The sequence below is a fragment of the Streptomyces sp. NBC_00620 genome, from assembly GCF_026341825.1.
Lineage (GTDB): Bacteria > Actinomycetota > Actinomycetes > Streptomycetales > Streptomycetaceae > Streptomyces.
Genome location: NZ_JAPENY010000001.1, coordinates 3,191,796 through 3,217,518, shown reverse-complemented (window position 1 = coordinate 3,217,518; position 25,723 = coordinate 3,191,796). Strand labels below are relative to the sequence as shown.

The 25,723-nt window shown below is 69.8% G+C and carries 20 protein-coding genes; 9 read left to right on the top strand and 11 right to left on the bottom strand.

Going from position 1 to position 25,723, the window contains the following annotated elements; genetic code table 11:
- Positions 1-30: 30 nt before the first annotated feature.
- Complete coding sequence (locus OG246_RS14755) at positions 31-1,155, bottom strand: TIGR03364 family FAD-dependent oxidoreductase (RefSeq protein WP_266461302.1); 1,125 nt, start codon at positions 1,153-1,155, stop codon at positions 31-33.
- 131 nt (positions 1,156-1,286) lie between these two features.
- The gene (locus tag OG246_RS14750) at positions 1,287-1,880 is read right to left on the bottom strand and encodes a TetR/AcrR family transcriptional regulator (RefSeq protein ID WP_266461298.1); all 594 of its coding nucleotides are present in this window, start codon (positions 1,878-1,880) and stop codon (positions 1,287-1,289) included.
- Between the two features lie 98 nt (positions 1,881-1,978).
- Between OG246_RS14750 and OG246_RS14745 the strand changes: the two genes are divergently transcribed.
- A complete protein-coding gene (locus OG246_RS14745; RefSeq protein WP_266464205.1) occupies positions 1,979-2,401 on the top strand; it encodes a nuclear transport factor 2 family protein in 423 nt (140 codons plus the stop codon).
- Positions 2,401-3,273, top strand: a complete 873-nt coding sequence (locus tag OG246_RS14740; protein WP_266461295.1) for an NAD(P)H-binding protein — start codon at positions 2,401-2,403, stop codon at positions 3,271-3,273. Before OG246_RS14745 ends, OG246_RS14740 begins: the two co-directional genes overlap by 1 nt.
- A gap of 28 nt (positions 3,274-3,301) precedes the next feature.
- On the opposite strand, the gene OG246_RS14735 is transcribed toward OG246_RS14740, so the two are convergent.
- The 3 genes from OG246_RS14735 to OG246_RS14725 form a co-directional block, all read right to left on the bottom strand.
- Positions 3,302-4,060, bottom strand: coding sequence for a GntR family transcriptional regulator (locus OG246_RS14735; RefSeq protein ID WP_266461292.1), 759 nt, complete (start codon positions 4,058-4,060; stop codon positions 3,302-3,304).
- A 168-nt stretch (positions 4,061-4,228) separates the two neighbouring features.
- Entirely contained in the window at positions 4,229-5,077 is an 849-nt protein-coding gene (locus tag OG246_RS14730; RefSeq protein WP_266461289.1) for a hypothetical protein, read from the bottom strand.
- Positions 5,078-5,269: 192 nt separating this feature from the next.
- A complete protein-coding gene (locus tag OG246_RS14725; RefSeq protein ID WP_266461284.1) occupies positions 5,270-6,448 on the bottom strand; it encodes a DUF6183 family protein in 1,179 nt (392 codons plus the stop codon).
- Positions 6,449-6,530: 82 nt separating this feature from the next.
- Here OG246_RS14725 and OG246_RS14720 point away from each other — a divergent pair, with 82 nt between their 5' ends.
- Positions 6,531-11,051 (top strand): DUF6531 domain-containing protein, encoded by a 4,521-nt coding sequence (locus OG246_RS14720; protein WP_266461281.1) that lies wholly within the window; start codon positions 6,531-6,533, stop codon positions 11,049-11,051.
- A gap of 93 nt (positions 11,052-11,144) precedes the next feature.
- Here the strand turns inward: OG246_RS14720 and OG246_RS14715 are convergent, their stop codons facing one another.
- Positions 11,145-12,323, bottom strand: coding sequence for an ROK family transcriptional regulator (locus OG246_RS14715; protein ID WP_266461278.1), 1,179 nt, complete (start codon positions 12,321-12,323; stop codon positions 11,145-11,147).
- A gap of 47 nt (positions 12,324-12,370) precedes the next feature.
- Between OG246_RS14715 and OG246_RS14710 the strand changes: the two genes are divergently transcribed.
- Together OG246_RS14710 and OG246_RS14705 are read left to right on the top strand one after the other, a co-directional pair.
- Positions 12,371-13,495: a Gfo/Idh/MocA family oxidoreductase gene (locus OG246_RS14710; RefSeq protein ID WP_266461273.1), complete on the top strand. Its 1,125-nt coding sequence runs from the start codon at positions 12,371-12,373 to the stop codon at positions 13,493-13,495.
- Positions 13,492-13,953 carry a heme-degrading domain-containing protein gene (locus OG246_RS14705; protein ID WP_266461268.1) on the top strand — a complete coding sequence of 154 codons (462 nt, stop codon included), beginning with the start codon at positions 13,492-13,494 and terminating at the stop codon, positions 13,951-13,953. The genes OG246_RS14710 and OG246_RS14705 overlap by 4 nt, the downstream gene beginning before the upstream one ends.
- A gap of 64 nt (positions 13,954-14,017) precedes the next feature.
- Here the strand turns inward: OG246_RS14705 and OG246_RS14700 are convergent, their stop codons facing one another.
- From OG246_RS14700 to OG246_RS14685, 4 genes are all read right to left on the bottom strand, one after another.
- Positions 14,018-14,875: a fumarylacetoacetate hydrolase family protein gene (locus tag OG246_RS14700; protein ID WP_266461266.1), complete on the bottom strand. Its 858-nt coding sequence runs from the start codon at positions 14,873-14,875 to the stop codon at positions 14,018-14,020.
- A gap of 140 nt (positions 14,876-15,015) precedes the next feature.
- The gene (locus tag OG246_RS14695) at positions 15,016-15,735 is read right to left on the bottom strand and encodes a YidC/Oxa1 family membrane protein insertase (RefSeq protein ID WP_266464204.1); all 720 of its coding nucleotides are present in this window, start codon (positions 15,733-15,735) and stop codon (positions 15,016-15,018) included.
- 101 nt (positions 15,736-15,836) lie between these two features.
- Positions 15,837-16,166 carry a DUF6412 domain-containing protein gene (locus tag OG246_RS14690; RefSeq protein WP_266461263.1) on the bottom strand — a complete coding sequence of 110 codons (330 nt, stop codon included), beginning with the start codon at positions 16,164-16,166 and terminating at the stop codon, positions 15,837-15,839.
- A gap of 53 nt (positions 16,167-16,219) precedes the next feature.
- Positions 16,220-16,747 (bottom strand): helix-turn-helix domain-containing protein, encoded by a 528-nt coding sequence (locus OG246_RS14685; RefSeq protein WP_266461258.1) that lies wholly within the window; start codon positions 16,745-16,747, stop codon positions 16,220-16,222.
- Between the two features lie 149 nt (positions 16,748-16,896).
- Here OG246_RS14685 and OG246_RS14680 point away from each other — a divergent pair, with 149 nt between their 5' ends.
- On the top strand, positions 16,897-18,294 hold the full coding sequence (locus OG246_RS14680; protein ID WP_266461255.1) for an MFS transporter: 1,398 nt from the start codon (positions 16,897-16,899) through the stop codon (positions 18,292-18,294).
- 60 nt (positions 18,295-18,354) lie between these two features.
- Here the strand turns inward: OG246_RS14680 and OG246_RS14675 are convergent, their stop codons facing one another.
- Entirely contained in the window at positions 18,355-19,149 is a 795-nt protein-coding gene (locus OG246_RS14675; RefSeq protein ID WP_266461252.1) for a class E sortase, read from the bottom strand.
- 325 nt (positions 19,150-19,474) lie between these two features.
- On the opposite strand from OG246_RS14675, the gene OG246_RS14670 reads away from it, so the two are divergent.
- The 3 genes from OG246_RS14670 (at position 19,475) to OG246_RS14660 (ending at position 25,713) form a co-directional block, all read left to right on the top strand.
- Complete coding sequence (locus OG246_RS14670) at positions 19,475-20,950, top strand: glycoside hydrolase (protein ID WP_266461249.1); 1,476 nt, start codon at positions 19,475-19,477, stop codon at positions 20,948-20,950.
- A gap of 193 nt (positions 20,951-21,143) precedes the next feature.
- Positions 21,144-22,160, top strand: coding sequence for an SEC-C domain-containing protein (locus OG246_RS14665; RefSeq protein ID WP_266461246.1), 1,017 nt, complete (start codon positions 21,144-21,146; stop codon positions 22,158-22,160).
- Between the two features lie 412 nt (positions 22,161-22,572).
- Positions 22,573-25,713: a DUF3427 domain-containing protein gene (locus OG246_RS14660; protein ID WP_266461243.1), complete on the top strand. Its 3,141-nt coding sequence runs from the start codon at positions 22,573-22,575 to the stop codon at positions 25,711-25,713.
- Positions 25,714-25,723: the final 10 nt, after the last annotated feature.

Below are 25,723 nucleotides of genomic sequence, written 5' to 3'. Positions count from 1 at the left end.
GTTCCGGGGTCTGTTCCGGGGTCAATTCCCTCACCATCCCAGTTCGTCGGCGGTCGTCTCGGCAATGGCGGGTGAGCAGGTCATGCCGCGCCCGCCGGGCCCGGTGACCAGCCACACCCCGTCCCGCACCCGCTGCCGGTGCACCACCCGGCCGGTGTCGGTGCACTGCGCGTACACCCCGGCCCAGCGCCGCCGGATCTTCGGCAGCGGCCGTCCGAGGAAGGACTCGACGACGCCGGTCAGGTGCTCGTACGGCTCCTCGACGGTGTCGAAGGCGAAGGGGTGCTCGTACTCGTGGGTGTCGCCGATGGTCAGCCCGCCGTCCGCGCGCTGCACCATGAGCAGCTGCATACGGTGGGCGGCGGCCGTCTCGGCCTGCGGCTGGCCGGAATTGAGCAGGTCGAGCGCGTCGCCGCGGTAGGCCGGGTAGTAGCGGAAGCTGTCCGCGTCGGCGACGGAGGTGGTGAGCGGTTCGCCGAGCGGCTCGGTCTGCATCATCTGCAGCCGTACGCGCCGCACGGGAAGCTCAGGACCCGCCAACTCCCGTACTAGACCGCCCAGCCAGGCCCCCGTGCACAGCACCACCACGTCGCCGTGGTGCACATCCCCGTGGTCGTCACGGACCGCGTGCTCACCCACCACGTCCCGGACCTCACGCCCCGGCAGGAAGGTGTAGCGCGGCGACTTCAGCAACTCCTCCCGGAGGGCGAGTTGGGCGACGCGCGGTTCGACGGCCGCGTCGCGCTCGCAGTAGAGGGCGGCGTCGTACGTGCCCCGCAGCGCCGGGTTCACGGCGAGCGCCTCGCCCGCCGTCAGCAGTTTGTAGCCGCGCGCGGCGGCGTCGGGGCGGGCCACGGCCGCCTCGGCGACGGCGAGTTCATGCTCGCCGCGTACCGGGGTCAGGGACCCGTTCGCCCGGAAGCCGATCCCCGGGACGCGCGCCCCGATCGACTCCCACAACTCCCTTGCCCGCAGGGCGGTTTCGAGCTCCTCTCCTCCGGCGCGACCACTGACCCAGATCTGCCCGAAGTTGCGCAGGCTGGCCCCGCGGGCCTCCGCCTCACGCTCGATCTGCACGACCTCGTGGCCGCGCTCCACTGCGTGCCAGGCATGCAGGGTGCCCACCACGCCGGCTCCGACGACTATCACTCTCACAACGGCAACGCTCCTCGGGAGGGGGGAATCAGAAGGGACCGCCCAGCATCCAGATGGTGAACTGCCCATCACGTTTGGGCTAGACCCGTTATGTTGTCGTTATAAAAATAAGCCGAGGGGGGCTCGGGCACTCAGCCCAGCGACGTCCGGGACCCCAGGACCCTCGCGGTGAAGGCCGCCAGCTGGGCCCGCATCTCCTCGCGAGTCACCCCCTGCCGGCCGACGAGGTGTTCGACGAGGTCGGCGCGGGTGGCCGCAAGCAGGGCGTGGGCCGTGAAATCGCTGCCGTCGAGTCCGGGAATCTGCTCCAGCGCGGCCCGGAGCGTGCCGTGCCACCGCTCGTAGTGCTCGGCCGCATAAGGGCTGTCGCCGCCGGTTCCCTCCAGCGCCAGGGCAAGGTGGCGGTTGTCGAGCTTGAAGCACAGGACGGCGTCGAGGAGGGCGGGGACGCGCTGGAGCGGCGGGGTGGCCGGTCCCAGAGGCGGCGCCCCCTCTTCGGCGGCGAGCCTGATCGGCGCGAGCCGCGTCTCGTACAGCGCGTGGATCAGGCCCGTGCGGTCACCGAAGCCACGGAAGAGCGTCGCCTTGCCGACGCCGGCCGCTGCCGCGATGTCGGCCATGGTGACCGACTCAGGGCTCTCGCAACGGGCGAAGAGTGCGTCGGCGGCCACAAGGACGGCCTCCCTGTTGCGAGTTGCGTCGGCGCGGGGCTTGCGCTCGGGCATCGGTTCCTCCTCTTGCTAAACGGACCCCGGGTCCGTATCGTCCTCCATATGAAACGGACCCAGGGTCCGTATCGTACGGGACGGAGCACCCCATGACCATGACCACGAACACCGCACCGGCGGACCTGTACCGCCACAGCCTGCGACTACTGCTGGACAAGGACATCCCCGCGTGGGTCGACCTGTGGCACGAGGACGGGATCCTCGAGTTCCCCTTCTCGCCGGAAGGCTGGCCAAAGCGGCTGGAGGGCAAGGCGGCCATCGCCGAGTACATGCGCGACTACCCCGACCACATAGACCTCCACGAGTTCCCCTACGTCGAGATCCACCAGACCATCGCGCCGGAGACCATCGTGGTCGAGATGCGCGGGGTGGGCCGCGTGGTGGACACCGGCAACCCCTTCGACATGACCTACATCGCCGTTGTCACCATCAGGAACGGCCTCATCACCAGCTACCGCGACTACTGGAACCCGCTCGCCGTCCAGGACCCCGCCACCAACTTCGCCGGGAGCAACTGATGGACGCGTCACCGGAGTTCACCCTGGTCATCGGGGCCACCGGCACCACCGGCAGCCGTGTCACCGCCCAACTGGCCGCCGCGGGACGGCGCGTGAAAGCCGCCAGTCGTCGTGCCGCACCTGTGGACGGGGCAACTCCCGTGGACGGGACCACTCCCGTCCGCTTCGACTGGGACGACCCCACGTCCTTCGACGGCGCCCTCGAAGGCGCGGACCGGGTCTATCTCATCCCGCCGCTCGGCTCTCCTGACCCGGCAGCCGTCATGCTGCCCTTCCTCCGGCAGGCCCGCGCCGCGGGCGTCCACCGCGCGGTCCTGCTCAGCTCGTCGGCGATCCCCGCCGGAGGCCCCGCGGTGGGACAGGTTCACCAGGCCCTGCCCGGTCTGTTCTCCCAGTGGGCGGTCCTGCGGCCCTCGTGGTTCATGCAGAACTTCACCGGCGACCACGCACACGCCATGACGATCCGAGCGGACGGAACCATCCGGACGGCCGCCGGTGAGGGCCGCGTCGGGTTCGTCGACGCCGACGACATCGCCGCCGTCGCCGTACACGCGCTGACCGAGCCGCAGGCCCCGAACACCGACCTGGTCATCACCGGCCCGCAAGCACTGGGCTACGACGACATCTCTGCCACCCTCACCCAGGTCACCGGCCGGACCATCACCCACCACCGGCTGACCTACGAGCAGATGCGCGACCGTCTCGCCGCCGACATGCCCGCCGAGTTCGCCGCGATGCTCGCCGGCATGGACCGCACCATCGCCGAAGGCGCCGAGGACCGCACCACCGACACGGTCCAGCGCCTCACCGGCCGCCCACCGCGCAGCTTCCAGGCTTTTGCGGAACGGGAGTTGGGCCTGCTCCGGAGCTGACACCCGGCGACATCCAGCCCGGTCGCCATCAGCTGCCCAGATGGGCCGTGAACGAGAAGCGATCCCCCCGGTACAGCGTCCGCACCCGCTCCAGCGGCATCCCGGCCGTGTCCCGCGAGACCCGGTGGATCAGCAGCATGGGCAACGCGGGCGGCGTACCGATGAGCAGCGCCTCGCGCGGAGTGGCAAGGACCGTCTCGATGCGCTCGTCTGCGTCACCGAACGCGATGCCGAGCCGGTCGTGGAGGTAGGCGTAGAAAGAGGAGTCGGGAGTGAAGTCGCGGTCGAGGTGCGGCACGCGGGCGACAGCGACGTACGTACTCTCGAGCCCGACCCGCTCGTCATCGGCGAGCAGGACACGCTCCATGTGCCAGACGGGTTCGCCGCGTGTCAGCCCGGCCTCGGCGGCGAGGGCCTCGGGGCAGGGGAAGCGGTCGAGGCTGATCAGGGTACGGCCGGGGGTGCGCCCCTGCCGCCGTACGCCCTCGGTGTAGCTGGCGAGTGAGAGCGGCTGCTCCAGCTTCGGCCCGGCGACGACCGTCCCACGCCCCTGCCGCCGCAGCTTCCCCTCCAGCAACAGCTCCCGCAGCGCCTGCCGCACGGTCTCCCGCGCGACCTCGTACTTCTCCGCGAGATCACGCTCGGTCGGCAGCGGGCCGCCCTCGCCCAACTCCTCGATGAGCAGGGCGATATGCGCCTTCACCGCGTAGTACTTCGGAATGCGGCCGTGCTCCGGGATGCCGGAGCGGACGGGGGCGCCGGGGGCCTGGTCGTTCGGGTAGTCCACGGGGAGGATCGTCGCAGACGGGGTGCTCGCGACGGGCTCCAGGTGCCGACCGTGGCGATCAGAAGCGCGAGCGGCGCCGGCACCCGGCGAGCACGGACATGGGCGTCGCGCGGATGGCCGTACCGGTCGGTGATCCGCCCGACGAGCCCGGGCGGCAGCCCACGGGGGTCACCGGCGCAGCCGTACCCACCGCCGGGACACGACAAGGAGGACGGCCCCCGCGGCGAACAGCCCGACGCCCACGGTCACGCCGAGCCCGTGCGGTGCCCGCGGACCGGTACTGGCCAGCTCGTCCGCACCCGACGCCGCCCCCTCATCGCGTACGCCGCCCCCGTCGCCGCTGCCGGCCAAGATCTCACCGTCGCTGTTCCCGCCCGAGTCCTCTCCTCCTACTTCCCCTTCTGCTTCTGCTACGTCCCCGTCCTCGTCCTCGATGCGGAACCGGTAGTCGTTCGACTCCCCCACCCAGTCCCCGTCGTCGTCGTGCCGCTGGACGACGGCCGCGTTCGCGACGACATCGTTCGGCGCGGCCGCGTCGGAGGTGACGGAGAGACGCACCTTCACGGTGAGCGTCCGTCCGGGGCCGACCGTGAACCCCGGGAACCCGTCGTCGAACGCCCCCACGTTCTCGTCCTCGTCACTCTTCTCGAACTCGACCGGATGCGGATCCCGGCCCTGCCCCCCGCTCCGGCCGCCCTCGTAGAACTCCAGCCGCGCCTGCTCGGGCCGCAACGCCCGCTTCTCGTCGACGAGGACGACGATCGGGTGGATGTTGCCGCAGGTGTGCGCTGTGGTGTTGGTGAGGTCGATGTACCAGGTCCGGAAGTCTCCCCCGACGTCGTAACTGGCGGGCCCCCCGTGGATCCGGGTCTTCACCGGAAAGGTGCGGCTGTCGGGCGCGGCACAGGTCGGGCGGGGGTTCGCCACGGCCGTACCGGGCGCGGCGAGCATGAGGGGAAGAGCGGCGGCCGCAGCTGTAACGGAGAGGGGCAGGGACGTGCACAGTCTCAATCGCATTCGCGTTCGCGTTCGCATGAAGAGCCTTTGCCGATCGGGAGCGTAAGCGGTACCGGGCAGCGGCCCGTGACCCTGCCACACGCGAGCGCCGGCACCGGGACGCCGCGCCCGTCGTGGGCCCCGATCGGCCGTGCGGGTCCCCTCGATCAGCGGAAACGATTTAGCCCTTCCGGCGCCTGAGCTCCGCGCTGATCAGTCGGCGTCGGCATCGGTGTCGGTCGCCGCCAGCACCGTGACCCGAGTACGGGTGGGATCGAGCACGGCGAAGGCCACGTCCGACGTGTCGTGGTGGAACCAGTCCGTGAACGCGATGAAGCGCAGCCACCGGTGGTCGGCGGCGAGCAGCACCGCTTCCAGGAACGGGATGTCGACGGGCAGCCCCATCAGCGCGTACAGACTGTTCCAGGCGTACAGCCTGGCGTACGCGCCACCCTGCGCCTGACCGTTCACTCCGCCGTTGTAGGCCGCCGAGAACAGTTCATTGAGTACGTCGTCGGGCGTCGTCCGGCAGGTGACGGCGACACCTCGGCGCGTGCCTTCGCCCGCCAGGCAGTCCAGGGGCAGTTCCTTGATGAGTGAGATGGCGAAGTCGTCCGGGGCGAGCGGGCTCGGCAGCGTGAAGAACCGCGCCTCGGGCTCACGCACCCATCCGCTGACGGTGAAAGGTTCAGCGGCCGCCCGTGCGCGGCGGCCGTCGGGGGTCTCACTGGCCCTGCGCCCGGCTGCCGCACCGTTTTCGGTGGCGGGGATCTCCGGAAAACGCGACCGGAGCTGGTCAGCGGTCTTGATGGACCCGAGGCCCCGGACACGCACCCCGAACCGGTGCTCGATGTCCAGCCGCGTCCTGGGCAGCCGGGCCAGCGGGTGCCCCAGCTCGCGCAGCGTCTCCGCGTAGGCGTCCAGGACGGGCCGGCCGCGCCCTGCGCCGATCAGGGCCAGCTCGCCGAGAACGCAGGCGCGCACCTCCACCGCCGTGTCCTGCACTCCATCCGGAAGCTCCTCGAACAGAGCCTCCAAGTCCCGCAGTTGCTGGACCTTGACCAGCTTCGCGGCCACCGAGCGCCGCAGCCGGTCGCCTTCCTCCCGGTACGCGGACCCGGGCGGCAGCAGTCTGCCCACGATGTCCGCGGCAAACCTCACGCAGTCACCGGAGCGCGTGTCGGCAAGGGCCTCGGCAATCCGCCCGACAGTGCGCGCCGCAGCGGATCCGTCGGGCCCTTCACCGGCCGCCCGGAGACACAGCTGCTCCGCCGCTTCGTACAGCTCCTCCGGGCCGGACTCGGCAAGCTGCTTCAATTCCGCCGGGCCGAGCCGCTCCCAGAGATGCCGACGGGAAGCGTCGTCGCCGGGCGTCACATGGTTGTCGTTCACGCCCGAAGTGTACGAGCGGAGGATCCAGTAACTTTGCTGCGGCATACGTGCGTTGAGCGAAGCGGTGCAACGGGGGACGAACGTGGGAAATCGGCCGAGTGATTGGCATGTCCTGGATCTGGAGAGGGATCCGACGCCGGGTGATCCGGACCGGGTGCGCCTGCTGTCCAAGAATCTCCTCGACTTCGCCGATGACGTGGGGGACGCGCTCCGCCTCATCAAGGGGATGGCGGACGAGGAAGCGGTCCTGCAGTGGGCGGGTAAGTCGGCGAAGGCGTTCCAGGATCAGTTTTCGGGTGTGCCGAAGCAGCTGAAGAAGCTGAGGACGTCGTACGACATGGCGGGGGGTGCGCTGGCGGCGTACTGGCCGAAGCTGGAGCGTGCCCAGGCCCTCGCCGACCGGGCGCTGGCCAACGGCCGTACTGCCCAGAGCGATCTCACTTCGGCCAAGTCCCGTCTGTCCTCGGCTGATTCGTGGGTGACGAAGGCCGGCAAGGAAGCGGACAAGTACAAGGACGATCCGACCGGCAGCAAAAGCACCGAGAAGCCGGACGAGGCGAAGGTCCGGGCCGCCACCCGGGACGCCCAGCACGCCAAGACCGCGCAGACGTCCGCCCAGTCGGACGTGTCCACCGCGCAGGACGCCCTCGACGCGGCGAAGAAGATGGCCGCCGACGCCCGGAAGATGCGTGAGGACGCGGCGCGGGAGGCCAAGACCAAGATCGATGAAGCCTCCGACGCGGGGATCCGCAATCGGAAGTGGTGGGAGGAGGTCGGGGACTGGTTCACCGACAACTGGGACACCATCGTCACGGTCTGCAAGGTCGTCGTCGCGGTCGTCGGCATCATCGCGCTGATCATCGGGGGGCCGATCCTCGGCGCGATCCTGCTGGTCGCAGCCCTCGTGGTCCTCGCCGACACCCTCAACAAATACGCGAAGGGGCAGGCGTCCCTGTGGGACGTGGCGTTCGCGGCACTGGACTGCATACCCGGCGGCAAGGGCATCACCAGCCTCGGCAAACTCGCCAAGGGCATGAAGGGTCTGGGCAAGATGGGACTCAAGGGCATGGCCAAGGCGGTGAGGGGCGGTCTCCGCAGGGGGGCCGACGACGCGGCCGGCGCGAGCAAGCCCGCCAAGGCGCGCTGCAAGAACGGCGACCCGGTCGACATGGTCTCCGGCGAGATGCTCATGGAGGAGACCGACGTCGAGCTCCCCGGCCTCCTGCCGCTCGTTCTGCGACGTACGCACCTGTCGACGTACCGGTGGGGGCAGTGGTTCGGCCCGTCCTGGGCCTCCACGCTCGACGAACGCCTGGAACTGGACAGCGACGGGGCCGTCTTCGCGGCCGACGACGGCATGATCCTCCTCTACCCCGTCCCCACACCCGGCACCTCGGTGATGCCGCTGGAGGGTCCGCGCTGGCCGCTGGACTGGGACGGCGCACCCGGCGCACCCATCCGCATCACCGACCCAACCACGGGCCACATCCGTCACTTCGCGCCACTCGGCCAAGCCCCCGCGGCCCACGACGTGTTCACCCTCCCCCTGGCCGCGGTGACCGACCGCGCCGGACGGCGCATCGACTTCGACCGGGACGAGAGCGGCGCGCCCATCGCCGTCCACGACTCCGGCGGCCGCCACCTGCACGTCGACACCGAGGGCGACCGCGTCGTCGGGCTGCGGCTGCGCGACCCCGCCGCGGGCGAAGAGGGCACGACGCTGCTGCGCTACGGATACAGCTCCGACGGGCATCTCACCGAGATCCACAACTCCAGCGGCCTACCGCTCAGGCTCACCTACGACGACCAGGCACGCATCACGTCCTGGACCGACCGCAACGGTTCCTGGTACCGCTTCACCTACGACGACCAGGACCGCTGTATACGGGGCGAAGGCGCCGACGGCTACTTGTCCTGCTCCATCGCCTACGACCCGGAGGCCCGGGAGACCCGCTACACCGACTCGCTGGGCCGCACCACCACGTACCGGCACAACGAGCGCCGGCAGGTCGTCGCCCAGACCGACCCGCTCGGCAACACCACGTACGCCGAGTGGGACGCGTACAACCGGCTGCTCTCACGGACGGATCCGCTCGGCAACACGTCCCGCTTCACCTATGACGAGCGCGGTAACCTCATTTCGGTGGTCAGGCCCGACGGCACGGCCACCACCGCCGAGTACGACCCCTTCGACCGACCGCTTTCGATCACCCTGCCGACCGGCGGCCGGCGTGGCTACGCGTACGACGAGCAGGGCCGCCCGACGGCGACGGTGGACCCCGACGGTGCCGTCACCACGTTCGCCTACGACGCTTCCGGCGGGCTCCTCAGCGTCACCAACGCGCTGGGAGCGGCCCACCGCGTCGAGTCCGGCCCGCTGGGCCTGCCCGTGTCCACCACCGCACCGCTGGGCGGTACCACCCGCGTCAGCCGCGACGCCTTCGGGCGCATCGTCGAGTCCGTCGACGCCACCGGCGCGACGACGCGCACCGTCTGGACTGTTGAGGGCCGCCCCGCCGAGCGGACCATGCCCGACGGGAGCAGCGAGCGCTGGTCCTACGACGGCGAGGGCAACACGGTCCGCTACACCGGCCCCGACGGCCGCAGCGTCACCCACGCGTTCACGCACTTCGACCGGCTCTGTGCCCGTACCGACGCGGACGGTTCGACCGTGCGGTTCGTCTACGACACCGAGCTGCGGCTCACCTCCGTGACGAACGCGTCGGGCGCGGTGTGGTCGTACACGTACGACCCGGCGGGCCTGCTCGTGGGCGAGACCGACTTCAACGGCCGTACCGTTTCCTACACTTACGACGCGGCAGGCCGTCTGCTCGAACGCACCAACGGCGCGGGCGAGACCACCACCTACGTGCGCGACGCGTGCGGGCGGATCGTCGAGCGGCGCTCCGGCGACGCGGTCACCACCTTCACCCATGACGCGGCGGGCCGGCTGGTCGGAGCCGTCACCCCTGACACAGCTCTCACCCTCACCCGGGACGCGGCGGGCCGGGTTGTCACCGAGGAGTGCGACGGCCGCGCGCTGCACACGACGTACGACATCCTCGGCCGGCGGGTGGAGCGACGCACTCCTTCGGGCACCGTCAGCCGGTGGGACTGGGACGCGAACAACCGCCCCGTCCGGGTCCAACTCGCCGACAACGAACTGTCCTTCGGATACGGGGCGTCCGGGCACGAAACCGAGCGACGGCTCGGCGAGACGGCGGTGCTGACCCAGGAGTGGGACACCGGTCACCGCCTGACCGGCCAGACGGTCGTCGGGCAGGCCGCCCACGGTGCGGACCCGTCCGGCGAACCGCTGCTGCACCGCTCGTACACGTACGGGCAGGACGGCGGCCTGACCGCCATCGAGGACCAGACCCACGGCACGCGCCGATTCGCCCATGACCGTCTCGGCCGGGTGGAGGGAGTCTCCGCCACCGGATGGTCGGAGCGCTACGCGTACGACGCCGCGGGCAACCTCAGCCGGGCCGACGCACCCGAGGGACCGCAGGGGGAGCGTGTCCACGACGGCACGCTCGTACGCCGGGCCGGTCACGTCACGTACGTCCATGACGCGCAGGGGCGCCTCGTCCGGCAGTCGCGCAGGCTGCTGTCCGGCGGCGCACGGGAGTGGACGTACACCTGGGACGCCGAGGACCGGCTCACTCAGGTCACCACCCCGGACGGGCGCCGCTGGGCGTATGTCTACGACGGTCTCGGCCGGCGTACCGCCAAACGCCTGCTGTCCGACGACGGCCGGTCGGCCGAGGAGGAGACCGTCTTCACCTGGGACGGCTCGCACCTGGCGGAACAGAGCAGTTCCGCCGGTGGTCCCACCCGAAGCTGGGAATGGGCCCCCGGTACCGACCGCGCGCTGCTTCAGGTCGACCAGGACACCGACCAGGACGAGGTCGACCGCCGCTTCTACGCCATCGTCACCGACCTCGTCGGCACCCCCACCGAACTGGTCGACGAGAAGGGCCGCGTCGCCTGGCGGGCCCGCACCACCCTTTGGGGCACGGCCCTCGGCGGCTCGGGCGACCTGGTCGACTGCCCGCTGCGTTTCCCCGGGCAGTACCACGACGCCGAGACAGGCCTCCGCTACAACTTCCGGCGTTACTACGACCCCGAGAACGCCCGTTACATCAGTCCCGACCCGCTGGGCCTGGCCCCCGCGCCGAATCATCACGCGTACGTCAGCAACCCGCTCCGCTTCACCGATCCCTGGGGTCTGGTGAGCTGCGAGGGCAATCACGGGATCACCACGGCACGCGAGAACCACATCGAGGGCCAGCACGGCCCCGGCGCCCAGGACCGGGTGCGGGAGAACGCGGACCCCACCGGCCCCGAGCCCTCACTGCCCGGTGAGTTCAACGACAACTTCCTCTGGGACGGCGACGACTTCGCGCTGGGCCGACGGCTCCGGGAAGGCATCGACGGAACGCCCGCCCTGCCCAACCCACGGGCACGGGCCGGACAGGACACCCACCTGCACCGCTTCGACTACGGCAGCCCCGTTGGCGTGAACGGCAGCGGGCAGACGACCAATGTCGTCGAAGTCGTCATCCGCGACGGCAACATTCACACGGCGTATCCGATCTGAACCGTCCGCGGAAGCGGCGCCCCGCCCACCCGTGGGGGCGGCGCCTCCAGGTACGGGAATGGATGGCGGCGGAGGGGGCGAAATCCCGCCCCCTCACCCCTCCCCCCACCCGAACAACGGCCCCAACAACAACTGCGCAGCCCCCTCCGCAACCCCCCGTTCCCCACCCGGAGCGACCCGCACGGGAACCCCCGCCGCCACGCCCTCACGCCGGGCCCGCTCATCCAGGACCGCACCGACGCCCCGTACGAAGTCCTCCTGGTGCGCTGCCACCGTGCGCCCGCCCAGCAGCACCACGTCAATGTCCAGCAGCCCCACCAGGTTCGCCGCCGCCACTCCCAGCACGCGCGCCGCCTCGTCCACCGCGCCCCGTGCCACCGCGGCCAGACACAGGACCTCGACACACCCTCGGTCGCCGCACCCGCACAACGGCCCGTCCAGCTGAATGACCTGGTGTCCGAACTCCCCCGCCCCCGTGCGGGCTCCCCGATGCACGGCCCCGCCGATCACGAGCCCGGCCCCCAGCCCCGTACCGAGATGCAGATACGCGAAGGACCCGGAGCCGTTGCCGGTGGCCCCGAGTCCGCCCCCGACCGCAAGCCCCAGCGCGGCCGCGTTGGTGTCCTTGTCGACGACCACCGGGACCCCGAGCCGCCTCGCCAGGGCATCCCGCAGCGGAAACCCGTCCCACTCCGGAAAACCGGTGACCCGGTGCAGCACCCCTCGCGTGTGATCGAGAGGTCCGGGCAGAGCGACCCCCACGCCCAGCACAGACGCCACGCCCGCGAGCAGCGCCTCGACCTCTCCCGCGGCGTCCTCGACCACCGCGTCCGCCCCGCCCCCCAGATCGAGCGGGGCCTTCCGCTCCCCGACCACCGCTCCGGTGAGATCGCAGAGCACGGCCGTCAGCTCGTCCCGGTCGAGGTGGAGCCCGACGGCGTGGCCGGCGTCCGGTACGAGCCGCAGCACCGTGCGGGGCTTGCCGCCCGTGGAGGCGCGGCGGCCCGCCTCCGCCGCGAACCCGTCGGCCCGCAGCCGGGCCGTGATCTTGCTGACGGCCTGGGGGGTCAGCCCGGTCCGCTCGGCGAGTTCGAGACGGCTGATGCCGGCGGGCCCGGCGGTGCGCAGCAGGTCGAGCACGAGCGCGGCGTTGTGGCTGCGCAGGGCGAGCAGGTTCACTCCCGCGCCGCCGGCCTCCACACCACGACCCCGACCTCGTACACCTGGCAGACCCGCTCCCGACCCCGCATCGTTCCTGTTCACGTACGCCATTGTCCTCCGCGCTTGCACTTTGGCAACAGCGTTGCGAAAGTGGACGTATGACTGGCACAGGTTCTGATCCCGGCACGCCCGCCGCCCCCCGCACCCCGGGTGGCCCCCTCCGCGTAGCCCTCGTCGGCTACGGCCTCGCGGGCTCCGTCTTCCACGCCCCCCTGATCGCGGCGACCGAGGGCCTGGCCCTCGACACGGTCGTCACCTCGAACCCGGAGCGGCAGGAGCAGGCCCGCGCCGAGTTCGGCGACGGGCTCCGCTTCGCCGCGACCCCCGACGACCTGTGGGCCCGCGCCGACGAGCTGGACCTGATCGTCATCGCGTCCCCGAACAAGACCCACGTCCCGATCGCGACCGCCGCCCTCAAGGCGGGCCTGCCGGTCGTCGTCGACAAGCCCCTCGCCGGTACGGCGGCGGAGGCCCGCGAGCTGGCCGCCCTGGCCGACGAACGCGGCCTGCTCCTCTCCGTCTTCCAGAACCGCCGCTGGGACAACGACTTCCTGACACTCCGCAAGCTGCTCGCCGAGGGCGAGTTGGGCGACGCCTGGCGCTTCGAGTCCCGCTTCGAGCGCTGGCGTCCGCAGCCCAAGGGCGGCTGGCGCGAGTCCGGCGACCCGGCAGAGATCGGAGGTCTCCTCTACGACCTCGGCAGCCACGTCGTCGACCAGGCACTGGTCCTCTTCGGCCCCGCGACCTCGGTGTACGCCGAGTCGGACATCCGCCGCCCGGGCGCCGAGACGGACGACGACACGTTCATCGCGATCACCCACGAGAACGGCGTGCGCTCCCACCTCTACGTCTCCGCGACCACCGCCCAACTCGGCCCGCGCTTCCGCGTGCTGGGCTCCCAGGCGGGTTACGTGAAGTACGGCCTCGACCCGCAGGAGGCGGCCCTGCGCGAGGGCAGGCGCCCCACGGACACCGACGAGGAGTGGGGTATCGAGCCCGAGTCCCTGTGGGGCCGCGTCGGCGCCGGCGAGTCCCCGCTCACGGGCGGCGGCCGGCCCGAGCCCACCCTCCCGGGCGCGTACCCCGAGTACTACGCGGCCGTCGCCGCCGCCCTCCGCGACGGCGGCCCGAACCCGGTCACCGCGCACGAGGCCGCGGCCGCCCTCGACGTCCTGGAGGCGGCCCGCCGCTCCGCCGCCGAGGGAGTGGTGGTGTCCCTGTGAGCGCCCCCAGCATTCCTGAACTGGAGGAACAGGAGCGCCGGTTGACGCTCCCGCACTTCACTTACGACGACGCCTGGGCACTCGGCACACTGCTCGTGGACATGGCCCGCGAGCAGGCCGCCCCCGTCGCCATCGACATCCGCCGCGGCGGCCAGCAGCTCTTCCACGCGGCCCTGCCCGGCTCCACCCCGGACAACGACGCCTGGATCGACCGCAAGCGCCGCGTCGTCGAGCGCTACGGCTCCTCCTCCTACCTCGTCGGCTCCCGCTTCCGGGCCAAGGGCACGACGTTCGAGGAGTCCTCGCGCCTCGACCCCGACACGTACGCGGCGCACGGCGGCGCGTTCCCGATCGCGGTCGAGGGGGCGGGAGTTGTCGGCACGGTGGTGGTGTCGGGGCTGCCGCAGGTGGAGGACCACGCGATGGTGGTGGCGGCGCTGGAGCGCTTTAAGGGCTGAGAAGTCGCTGAGTACGTACGGGGTTGGGGGCGCCCCAACCCCGTACACCTCAACTTCCTACAGCTCAGGCGTCCTTCAGCTCCTGGCGCTGACGACCCAACCCCTCGATCTCCAGCTCCACCACATCCCCGGCCCGAAGGAACGGCTTGGGCTCCGGCGCCCCCAGGGCAACCCCCGCCGGCGTACCGGTGTTGATGACGTCACCCGGGTACAGCGTCATGAACTGGCTTACGTACCGGACCACTTCGGCGACCGGGAAGATCTGCTCGGCCGTCGTCCCGTTCTGCTTGAGCTCGCCGTTGACCCAGAGCTTCAGCGCCAGGTTCTGCGGGTCGGGCACCTCGTCCGAGGTCACCAGCCAGGGGCCCAGCGGGTTGAACGTCTCGCAGTTCTTGCCCTTGTCCCAGGTCCCGCCGCGCTCGATCTGGAACTCGCGCTCGGAGACGTCGTGCGCCACCGCGTACCCCGCGACGTGCGCGAGCGCCTCCTCGTGGGACTCCAGGTAGCGCGCGGTGCGGCCGATGACGACCGCGAGCTCGACCTCCCAGTCGGTCTTCACGGACTTGCGCGGCACGAGCACCGTGTCGTTCGGGCCGATCACCGTGTCCGCCGCCTTGAAGAAGATCACCGGCTCGGCTGGCGGCTCGGCGCCGGTCTCGCGGGCGTGGTCGTGGTAGTTCAGCCCGATGCACACGACCTTGCCGATACGGGCGAGCGGCGGCCCGACGCGCAGCCCGGCCGCGTCCAGCGCGGGCAGTTCACCGGCCTCGGCGGCGGAACGGATCCGGCCGAGCGCGGCGGCGTCGGCGAGCAGCGCCCCGTCGATGTCCGGGACGACCCCCGAGAGGTCCCGCAGGGTCCCCTCGGCATCGAGCAGCGCGGGCCGCTCAGACCCCGCCGTACCGACTCGCAGCAGCTTCATGATCACAATCTCCCTCGATCGCGGCAGTCGTCCGACAGGTGCAGCCATCGGATGACTGGTCGATCGTCCAAGCTCGGCGTCCAGTCCGCAAGACCCTGATCACGGACTGGGACCACCCTCACGTCTTCAAGCGACCACCCTCACGTGTTGAGGGGGTACAGGAACGCCCGTTCCACCGCACTCCATGTCGTGCTGGTCACCATGTACAGCGCGGCCGCCAGCGGCATCACCGCCACGCTGACGAGGGTGATGAAGGACATGAACGGCATGACCTTGGTGATCGCGCCGAGTCCGGGCACCGGCTGGTCGCTGTCGGCCACCGGGGCGTTCGCGGCCACCATCCGCTTCGTACGCCGGTAGTTGAAGGTCGCGACCGCGGCGACGATCGCGAAGAGGGCGAGGTAGACGAGCCCCGACGCCCCGAGGACCCCGCCGTCGCCCAGCGCGTCCGCCCAGCGGTCGCCGAGGGGCGCGGCGAAGAGCTTGTGCGCCAGCAGGCCGTTGGCCTCGCCGCCGATCGTCGAGCTGGAGAACAGGTGGTAGAGCAGGAAGAAGGCCGGCAGCTGGAGCAGGCTGGGCAGGATCCCGGACAGGGGCGACACCTTCTCCGCCGTGTGCAGCTCCAGCACCGCCGTCCGCAGCTTCTCGGGATTCTTCGCGTGCTTCTTGCGCAGCTCCGCGATCCGCGGCTGGAGTTTGGTGCGCGCCCGCTGTCCGCGCGCCGCCGACCGGGACAGGGGATGCACGAGAAGTCGTACGAACGCGGTGAACAGGACGATCGCGGCGGCCGCCGCGGAGGCGTGGAACAACGGTTGGAGCAGGTCGGCGAGCTGCTCGACGAGGCGTGCGAAAGCGGACAGGAACGTGGACATGGGTGAGCCCTCCGAGGGTCTCGTCGTGCCGGAAGTACGAGATGGCGGCATGACGACCCACGCGGGGTCTGCTCAGGGAAAGAGGTGCCCTACGCGGCGGCCGTCAGGAGGGCACGCCCCGGCGCCCGGGGACGTGAACGCCCCGCCGCGTCGGGATCACGCTGGGGCAGGAACGCCGTACGGTGCTCGCGGTCGCGGATGGCCGTCCGTACGCGCGTACGCGGCACGGCGGGCGCGCAGCGCGAGCCGATGAGCGCACAGACGGCGAGTGCGGAGCCGGCCGCGGCGGTCGCGGTGAACGCGACGGCGACGGCGGCGACGAGGCTGCCGGAGTCGAGCAGAGCGACCTCGACGAGCAGCAGGAGCAGCAGGGAGGCGGGACGCATGATGCCCCGGGCTCGGGCTCGCGCTCGGATCATCGGCTGCTCCCCCTCTCGGTTCCCTGTGCGTTGTTCCTGCCTGTTCTTGCCTGTTATACGGGATCCGTCTCGATCGGCTCAAGGAGGCGCTTGGGCTTGAGCAGTGCCCGGCTTACGGGATCCGCCGGCCGCTGATCGAGTCCGGGTCCCGGTGTCATTACTACGTCCGGGACCGGTACGAGGGTTCCGCAGGCGGGGCATTCGCCGTACGGCCCGAGTTCCGTACCGCAGGCCGCGTGCCGGAAGTAGCGCAGCTGGGTCTCCGCGTATTGCTCGCGGCCCCACAGGCCCAGGGACCGCAGGGTGGGCCACAGGGCGGCGCCGCGGTCGGTCACGACGTACTCGTCGCGCGGGGGTGACTCCTGGTAGCGGCGTTTTTCGAGGATGCCCTCGGCGGTGAGCGTCTGGAGGCGGGCCGCGAGGACGGCGCGCGGGATGCCGAGGTGGACGAGGAAGTCGTTGTAGCGCCGTACGCCGTAGAGCGCGTCGCGCATGACGAGGAGTGTCCATCGCTCGCCGACGACCTCGAGCGCGCGGGCGATCGAGCACTGCTGCGTCGGATAGTCCTTGCCCAGAGCCATGGCCTCACTGTAACCAATTTTCGCCGGGTTGGTTCAATGACCGAACCTAGATGCTATGGTCGGCACACATGCCTCGGTTCAGTGAACAGACCTACTGAATCCCGGCTCACCTTCCGTCCTCTCCACTCGCCCGAAAGGCAGGGCAGGTCATGTCAGAGCTCGACCGCGGCGCCGTCGCCACCGTGGAGGCAGCGCCCACCCGGGAGAGCACGCCGCCGTCCGCGGGCCGCACCCTCGCCCTCACCAGCGCCGCCACCGCCGTGACCCTGATGAACTACACGGCGCCGATGGTCACCCTCCCCGCCACCGCGGCCACCCTGCACACCCCGGTCTCCGCCCAGGCCTGGCTGATCAACGGCACCCCGCTGGGCCTGGCCGCACTGCTCCTGGTCGCGGGCAGCCTCGCGGACGACTACGGGCGCCGCCGGATGTTCCTGGCAGGCACGGTCGCACTCGGCATCACCACGGCACTGGGCGCGCTCGCGAACTCGACCCTCCTCTTCACGCTGGCCCGCGTCATGCAGGGCGCGGCGAGCGCGGCGATCCTCGCGAGCAGCCTGGGCCTGCTGGTGCACGCGTTCCCGACCCCGCGCGGCCGGCTGCGCGCGACCGGCGTGTGGGGCGCGTTCGTCAGCGGCGGGATCGCGGCGGGCCCGCTGCTCGCGGGTGCGATGGCGCTGGCCGACTGGCGGGTGGCGTACGTGGTCCTGGGCGCGGCCGCGCTGGCCGTCGCCGCGCTGGGCAGCCGGGCGCTCACGGAGTCCCGGGCGCCGCGCGGCGGCCGGCCGGACCTCGCCGGGGCGTTCACCTTCGGTCTCGCTCTGGTGGCGTTGGTGGCCGCGCTCACACTCGGCCGGGACGGCTGGCTGCGGGCGCCGGTGTGCCTCCTGCTGGCGGCGTTCCTCGTCCTGACCGCCCTGTTCGTCCTCGTCGAGCGCCGTACCCGTACGCCGATGATCGACCTCGGCCTGCTCCGCCACCGCCGCTTCCTCGCCTCGTCCGCGGGCGGTCTGTTCACGGGCCTCGCGGTGATCGGCCTGTTCAGCTTCCTGCCGGCGCTGCTCCAGCAGACCCTCGGCCTGTCCGCGATGGACACGGCCTGGCTGTTCCTGCTCTGGTCCGGCCTGTCCTTCGTGGTCGCACTCCAGGCGCGGCGCCTCGCGGGCCGGGTCTCACCGCGCCACCAGCTCGCCCTCGGCTTCGCACTGCACGCGACCGGAGCCCTGACGATGCTCGGCGCGTTCGACGCCGGCTCCTGGACCCGCCTGCTCCCCGGCTTCGTCATCTCCGGCATCGGCAGCGGCCTCCTCAACGCCGCCCTGCCCCTTCTCTCCGTCGAGTCCGTCCCCGCCAACCGGGCCGCGATGGGCTCCGGCGCACAGCAGACGTTCCGGTACATCGGCTCCTGCGCCGGGGTCGCCCTGACGATCGCGCTGGTGACGTCGACGGGGGGTCTCGCGCACGGGGCGGACGTCGCGATCGGGGTCTCGGCGGGGCTGGCGCTGGTGGCGGCGGTGAGTGTGGGGGTGTTGCGGGAGCGGGGGTGACGGGTCGGGCTCGGGTGGGGCGGCATCGTGGCTGCGGGGGTTCACCGTGGCCGCGGGCCTTCATTTCGGCCGCGTCGATGTGAGCTTCCCCCACACCACCAGTCGGTACTTGGAGGTGTACTCGGGGGTGCAGGTGGTGAGGCTGATGTAGTACCCGGGCTCGCTGTACCCGTACGCGGGCCGGGCGGTGCTGCGCGGCACCGTGCCGATGACCCCGCCGTCTCCGGCCGAGGTCTGCGGAAGGGTCTTGTCGACGGTGTACGTGTAGAGGGCGGCCTCGGTCTCTACGCTGATCTCGTCCCCGCGCTTGAGCCGGTTGATGTACCGGAACGGTTCGCCGTGGGTGTTGCGATGCCCGGCGAGGGCGAAGTTCCCTGCCTGGCCGGGCTGTTGGGTGTCCTTGTAGTGGCCGACGTACCCCTTGTTGAGAACGCCCTGCTTGCTGACGCCTTCGGCGACGGGGACGCGGAGCCCGAGGCGGGGGATGGTGAGGATGGCGTAGGCCTGGGACCAACTGGGCTGTGTGCGGGTGCTGTTGAGCGCGGACTTCCGCTCCTGCCCGTCGGAATCCTGCCCGGCGTCCTCCGTAGGCGCGGCACTCGGCGCGGCCTCCGTCGCCGGCGCCGAGGGGGTCGCGGCCCCCCACTCCCTCTCCAGTGCCTGTACCTCGCGCGCGGCGTTGTGCTGGGCCTGCCGGTTGGTCCACCACAACTGGTGGGCGACGAGTAGCAGCAGGACGACCCCGAGGGTGACGAGGAGTTCGCCGCCGGTCCACAAGGCGCGCCTGCGCATGGCCTGCCGCCGCCGAGTGCTGTGCCGCACCACGGAAACCCGCGCTGCCCGCGTGACCCGCATGCGTACGCCTCCTTCGCCGGGGCGGCACGCACGATAAGGGGTGCGCCTTGAAGTCACCAGAGAGGTACCCCTTCAAGTCACCGGAGGGGTGAGCCTTCAGGTCACCAGCCCCACAATCCTCCCCGCGCACTCCCCATGTCCACATCCGAATATCCACATCCGACGGCTTCATAAACTGGTTTTAGAAAGGGCTGTCACAACCCTCGACAACCTCACGCGCCACCCCCGATGCTTCCTGATGGCATCAGCGGGACAGGCCTTCACAGGCCGCGGCAGCCCAACGCCAGTGGGACGACTGGCAGTTGAGCGGGATGGACGGAGAGCCATGATCCGACGCAGAACACTGCTGGCCGCCACGGGCGGCGCGCTCGCCGGCAGCGCCCTGGCGACAGGCACCGCGCACGCGGACGCGACCATCGCCGTCAACCCGGCCACGACGTACGGGAAATGGGAGGGCTGGGGCACCTCACTGGCCTGGTGGGCGAACGTCTTCGGCGCCCGGGACGACTTCGCCGACATCTTCTTCACCACCAAGTCGGTGGCGTACAGCGGCAGGACGCTGCCGGGCCTGGGCCTGAACATCGCCCGCTACAACCTCGGCGCGTGCAGCTGGAACAGCGTGAACGGCGAGTCCATGGTCGCCTCCGCCAACATCCCCGGCTTCAAGCAGATCGAGGGCTTCTGGCAGGACTGGAACAACGAGGACCCGACGTCCACGGCCTGGGACTGGACCGCGGACGCGGCGCAGCGAGCCGCACTGGTGAAGGCCACCCAGCGGGGCGCCGTGAGCGAGCTGTTCGCCAACTCCCCGATGTGGTGGATGTGTTCGAACCACAACCCGTCGGGCGCGTCCGGCGGCGGCAACAACCTCCAGACCTGGAACTACCGCCAGCACGCCTCCCACCTGGCGGCGGTGGCCCTGTACGCGAAGTCGAACTGGGGCGTGAGCTTCGCGACCGTCGACCCCTTCAACGAACCCTCCTCCAGCTGGTGGACGGCCACCGGCACCCAGGAGGGCTGCCACATGGACGCCGCCGTCCAGTCGGCCGTACTCCCGTACCTGCGCACCGAGTTGGACAAACGAGGCCTGACGGCGACAAAGATCTCGGCATCGGACGAGACGAGCTACGACCTGGCCCGCACCACCTGGAACTCATTCAGCTCGACCACGAAGGCCCTGGTCAGCCGCGTCAACGTACACGGCTACCAGGGTTCGGGCGGCCGACGTGACCTCCTCTACACGGACGCGGTGACGACCGCCGGCAAGGGCCTGTGGAACTCCGAGTACGGCGACGGCGACGGCACCGGCCTCACCATGGCGAGCAACCTGCTCCTCGACTTCCGCTGGCTGCACCCGACGGCCTGGGTCTACTGGCAGGTCATGGACCCGTCGTCGGGCTGGGCGACGATCGCGTACGACGCGAGCACCCTCCAGCCGGGCGCCGTCCAGACGAAGTACTACGTGCTCGCCCAGTTCAGCCGCCACATCCGCCCCGGAATGACGATCGTGAACACGGGAGTGGACTACGCGACAGCGGCCTTCGACCCGACGGCGAAACGCCTGGTGATCGTGGCGGCCAACAAGTCCACCTCCGCCCAGACCCTGACCTTCGACCTCTCCCGCTTCACCACGGTGGCAGGCGGCACGGGCGGCCTGGTCCCCCGCTGGAACACGGTGACGTCGGGCAGCGGTGACCTGTACACGGCACGCTCGGACACGTACCTGAGCGGGAAATCTGTGAGCGTGCCGTTCGCGGCGGGGGCGGTGCAGACGCTGCAGATCGACGGGGTGGTGGTGTGATCGGTGCCGTGTGAGCCGTGCCGTGTGATCGTGCCGGAGCCGTACCGAGTGAGCCCGCGCGCGCCCGGCAGGCAGTGCGTGCCTGTGTCTGCCGGTGCGTGCCGGTGCGTTCCTGTGTGATCCTGCACGCCTCTGACGCCTCTGGCCTGCGGATCCCTCTCGTCCGCAGGCCTGCGGCAGTACGGTGTCCACCATGCGCCCCGACACGCCTGCCGAGAACGTCGACCACACCGGCGAAGCAGCCCGCCTGGAACGTACTGCCGGCCTCTACCCGGAGGACGCCGAACACCTGCTCGTGCAGGCCGCGGCCCACCTCGAACTTGCCGGCGACCGCCCCGGAGCCACCGCGCTCTACGACCGCCTGCTGTCATCCGTTGACTCTCTGGAAAACCCCCACCTGGTACGAGCCCTGAAGGCCTCCAACCTCTGGGAGTACGGCCACGAGGCGGAGGCCCGCGCGATCATCGACGGAGTCCGCGCCGCCGCCCCCCGCGACCCGGCCCCCTGGGTGATCGTGGCGGAGTCCCTGGAGTCCCACGACGAGCTGGAGTCGGCCCAGGAAACGTTCACGCAAGCGGCCACCCTCCTGCTCACCGACGTGGCCGAACCCCCGTACTCCACCCGCCCCGTCCTCTTCGGCCGCCACCGCGTCCGCCGCATGCTCGGCGCCACCCACGACGACTGGGACACCCTGGCCGACACCCTCCACTCCTCCCCGATCTCCCTGGACGAACTCCACGACCCGAAACGCGTGTGGTCCCTGGGCTCGGACAACCCCGCCGAACTCCAGGCAGAGATCTCCCGCCTACGCGCAGAACTCGGCACGTTCCGCGAGGCCCTCTCCCGCCCCTTCCCGGTAGCGGTCCTCCACTGGCCGACCGAAGAACTGACCGAACTCCTGGCCGCGTATCCGCCCCTCGAATCGGAGTACCCCTCCCACGAGGAACACCTCGCGACCATAGAGGCGTCACTACGGGAGCTCGCGTCCTCCGGCACCCCGAACCTGGGCATCGTCACGGGCACGGTCCCCTCGTACGAGGCGTTCGCTGCGTCCGAGGCCTCGTCCCCGGCAGACCCGACGTTGCTGCCGCAGTATGCGACGACGTTGGCGGCGCGGGGGCTGGCTGTGGCTTGGCCTCCGCAGCGGGGGGCGGATTGTTGGTGTGGGTCGGGGCGGGTTTATGGGGAGTGTCACGGGGACGCCGCCTGACCGACCGGCGATCTTCCCGTCCGGTGCCATCCGGACCAGGTCCGGACGGGACCGGACCCGTACGCTCTCCTCCACTCTCATCCGGTTGCCTGCGTAAAAGCGTGGGATCGGCGTGTCCGGGTTGATGGGGCGAGGGGCGAGGGGCGGCGAACAGAATGCACGGGCCTTCCGCCCCGCAATCCGCGCATTCCGCAATGCCGGGCCACTCGCTTCTCACCGGTGCTGGAGCGGCCCGTGACACCGGTTGCGGAAGCACAACACTGCCAAAGAAGCGGGACGCCTAACATCCTCTTCAGATCAGGCTTGGCGGCCTGGTCCCGAGTACTGATCACCTTTCGGCACAAGGCCTTCGAATGTCAGTGACTCCTGTTAGAACTGATCCATATCGACACTGGGGATCAGAGGAGCGGGCGTGGCTGAGTCGGGGGAACTGAAGCATCCAGGCGTCTACGAGAAGCTCGTCACGCATGACCTGCACGATCAGCTAGCCAAACTCGAGGCCGCGGGATGGAAGGCCATCGACGCGGAGGTCAGCGAAGAGTCAACACCGAATGTGCTCGCCCGACACATCGGCGAGGCCGTCGGGCGCCGGTTGACTCAGCTGCCGCATGCGCAGCAGGTGGCAGCCGCCAACCAGATCATGCAGTCGCTGGCCGCTAACGCGCCCGACCCGGATGCAGACGGGATCGACAGCACCATCACCGATGGCCCTCGCCAACTGCTGGCACTCGCCAAGCAGGAGGCTCCCGGCGTCTACGCGATCCGCCCCCTCACGCCTCTCTCCGAAACCTCGCTGATCACAAACTCCCCGGGAGACCCCAGCCTGGGCGCGGAGTTGAGAGCCGAGCTGGCCACGGCAGACCGCATCGATCTTCTCTGCGCCTTCGTGAAGTGGTACGGCATCCGAGTCCTGGAAGACTCCCTGCGCGCCGCGAAGGAGCGGGGCGTACCGATCCGTGTCATCACGACGACCTACATCGGTGCCACTGATCGCCATGCCCTCGACCGGCTCGTCCGCGATTTCGGCGCCGAGGTCAAGGTCAACTACGAGCTCCGGTCTACGCGACTACATGCGAAGGCATGGCTGTTTCGCCGGAAGAGCGGCTTCGACACCGCGTACGTGGGCAGCTCCAACCTGTCGAAGGCCGCGCTCCTCGATGGCCTGGAGTGGAACGTACGGCTGTCGTCCGTCGCGACGCCTGCGGTACTCAACAAGTTCGAGGCGACCTTCGAGGCGTACTGGAACGACATCGCCTTTGAGTCATACGACCCCGACAACCACGGCGAACGCCTTGACCAAGCCCTAGCGCAGGCAAGCGGAACAGGACCCAAAACCGACCTCAAGATCAACCTCTCGGGCTTGGAAGTACGCCCCTTCCCGCACCAACGGGACATGCTCGAACGCCTCCGCGTCGAGCGAGAGATCCGAGGGCGGAACCGCAACCTCCTCGTCGCAGCCACCGGCACTGGTAAGACCGTGATGGCTGCCTTGGACTACCGAACCCTGTCCAAAAAGCATGGCAACGGTCATCCGCGACTGCTGTTCGTGGCCCACCGCAAGGAGATCCTCAAGCAGTCCTTGCGCATGTATCAGGAGGTCCTCGATGACGCCTCCTTCGGAGAACTGCTCTATGGCGGCCAGGAGCCACAGACTTGGGACCACGTATTCGCAAGCGTCCAGTCCCTCAACGTCCGACGCCTGGAACAGCTGGCACCTGACCACTTCGACATCATCGTCATCGACGAGTTCCATCACGCCACCGCCGCCACCTACCGGCGAGTCATCGACCACTTCGAACCGAAGCAACTACTGGGCCTCACAGCCACTCCTGAGCGGATGGACGGGCTCAATGTCCAGGACGAGTTCTTCGACGGTCGCATCGCTGCAGAGATGCGCCTCTGGGAAGCCCTGGAGAATGACCTCCTCTGCCCCTTCCACTACTTCGGAATCCCAGACGGCACGGACCTGACCAACCTGGGGTGGAGCAAGGGAACCTACGCCGACAACGAGCTCGGGAACCTCTACACGGGCGACCACGCCCGCGCCCGCATCGTGGTCAAGCAGATCCGGGACAAGGTGTCCAACCCCGGAGCAATGCGCGCTCTGGGCTTCTGCGTGACCAAGTCCCACGCTCGCTTCATGGCCGACTTCTTCCGGGAGGCTGGCTTCCAGGCCGTGGCGCTGGACAGCGACTCACCGGCCGCCGTACGCGCCCAGGCACTCGCCGACCTACGCGACGGCAAGCTCCAAGTCATCTTCTCCGTCGACCTGTTCAACGAGGGCCTCGACATCCCTGACGTCGATACGCTGCTGCTCCTGCGGCCCACCAACAGCGCCACGATCTTTCTCCAGCAGCTCGGTCGAGGGCTACGCCGCACAGAGACGAAGCCGGTGCTCACCGTCCTCGACTTCATCGGCCAGCACAGGGCGGAGTTCCGCTTCGAGGAGCAGTTCCGGGCCCTGACGAACCTCTCCCGCAACCGGCTCGTCGATCACATCGAGCACGATTTCCCGCAGCTCCCCTCCGGATGCCAAATCATCCTTGAGGGCAAGTCCAAGGACCTCGTACTCGACAACATCCGCACCCAACTGGGCGCCACGATCAAGACTTTGGTCAACGAGGTCAGGGCATACAGCACGCACCGCCTGGCTGACTACCTCCACGAGAGCCGCCGTGAGATCAAAGAGCTGTACAAGAGCGACAACTCGTGGACGTCCGTCCTCCGGAGGGCAGGCCTGGTCAAGGACCCCGCTCCCTCGGAAGAAGCGGCCCTCCTCAAACGTGTCCACGCCTTCCTCCACGTCGACGACCCCGACCGAGCCGAGGCCTACCTCCGCCTCCTCTCCGACGACGCTCCGCCCTATGACTCACTGGGTCCAACCGACCGGGCATACGCCCGCATGCTGTTCTTCAACTTGTGGGACAACGCGGGTGGCTTCACGAGCTACGAGGAAGGCCTCGGATCTCTGCGCTCCCAGCAGGTGTTCCGCGACGAACTCCGGCAGGTGCTGTCGTACGTCATCGAGCAGTCCGACCACTTCCCGATCGCCCTGTCGGGCCCTCACAGCCACATCCCCTTGAAGGTCCACAGCGCATACAACCGCTCCGAGATCCTCGCCGCGCTCAGTGTGGCCCGCTTCGGAGGCCAAATGCCCAGGTCCTTCGCACAGGGAGTGCAGTGGGTCGAGGACATCAAGACCGACGCCCTGCTCATCACCTTGGAAAAGAACGAGAAGGACTTCTCCCCCACGGTCCGCTACAAAGACTTCGCTCTGAGCCCCACGCTCTTCCACTGGGAGTCCCAGAACGCGACTGCCGCCAACTCACCAACAGGTCTGCGCTACCAAAACCACAAGCAACAGGGCAGCCACGTCCTCCTGTTCATGCGCCGCTACAAGAACACGGACATCGGCAAGTCCCAGCCGTGGATGCTCCTGGGCCCTGCGGCCTATGACGACCACACGGGCAGCAAACCGATGGCGATAACGTGGCAGCTGGAGCACGAATTGCCGGCTGATGTGTGGACGTATGCTGCCATCACAGCGAGCTAAGCGGCTTCCC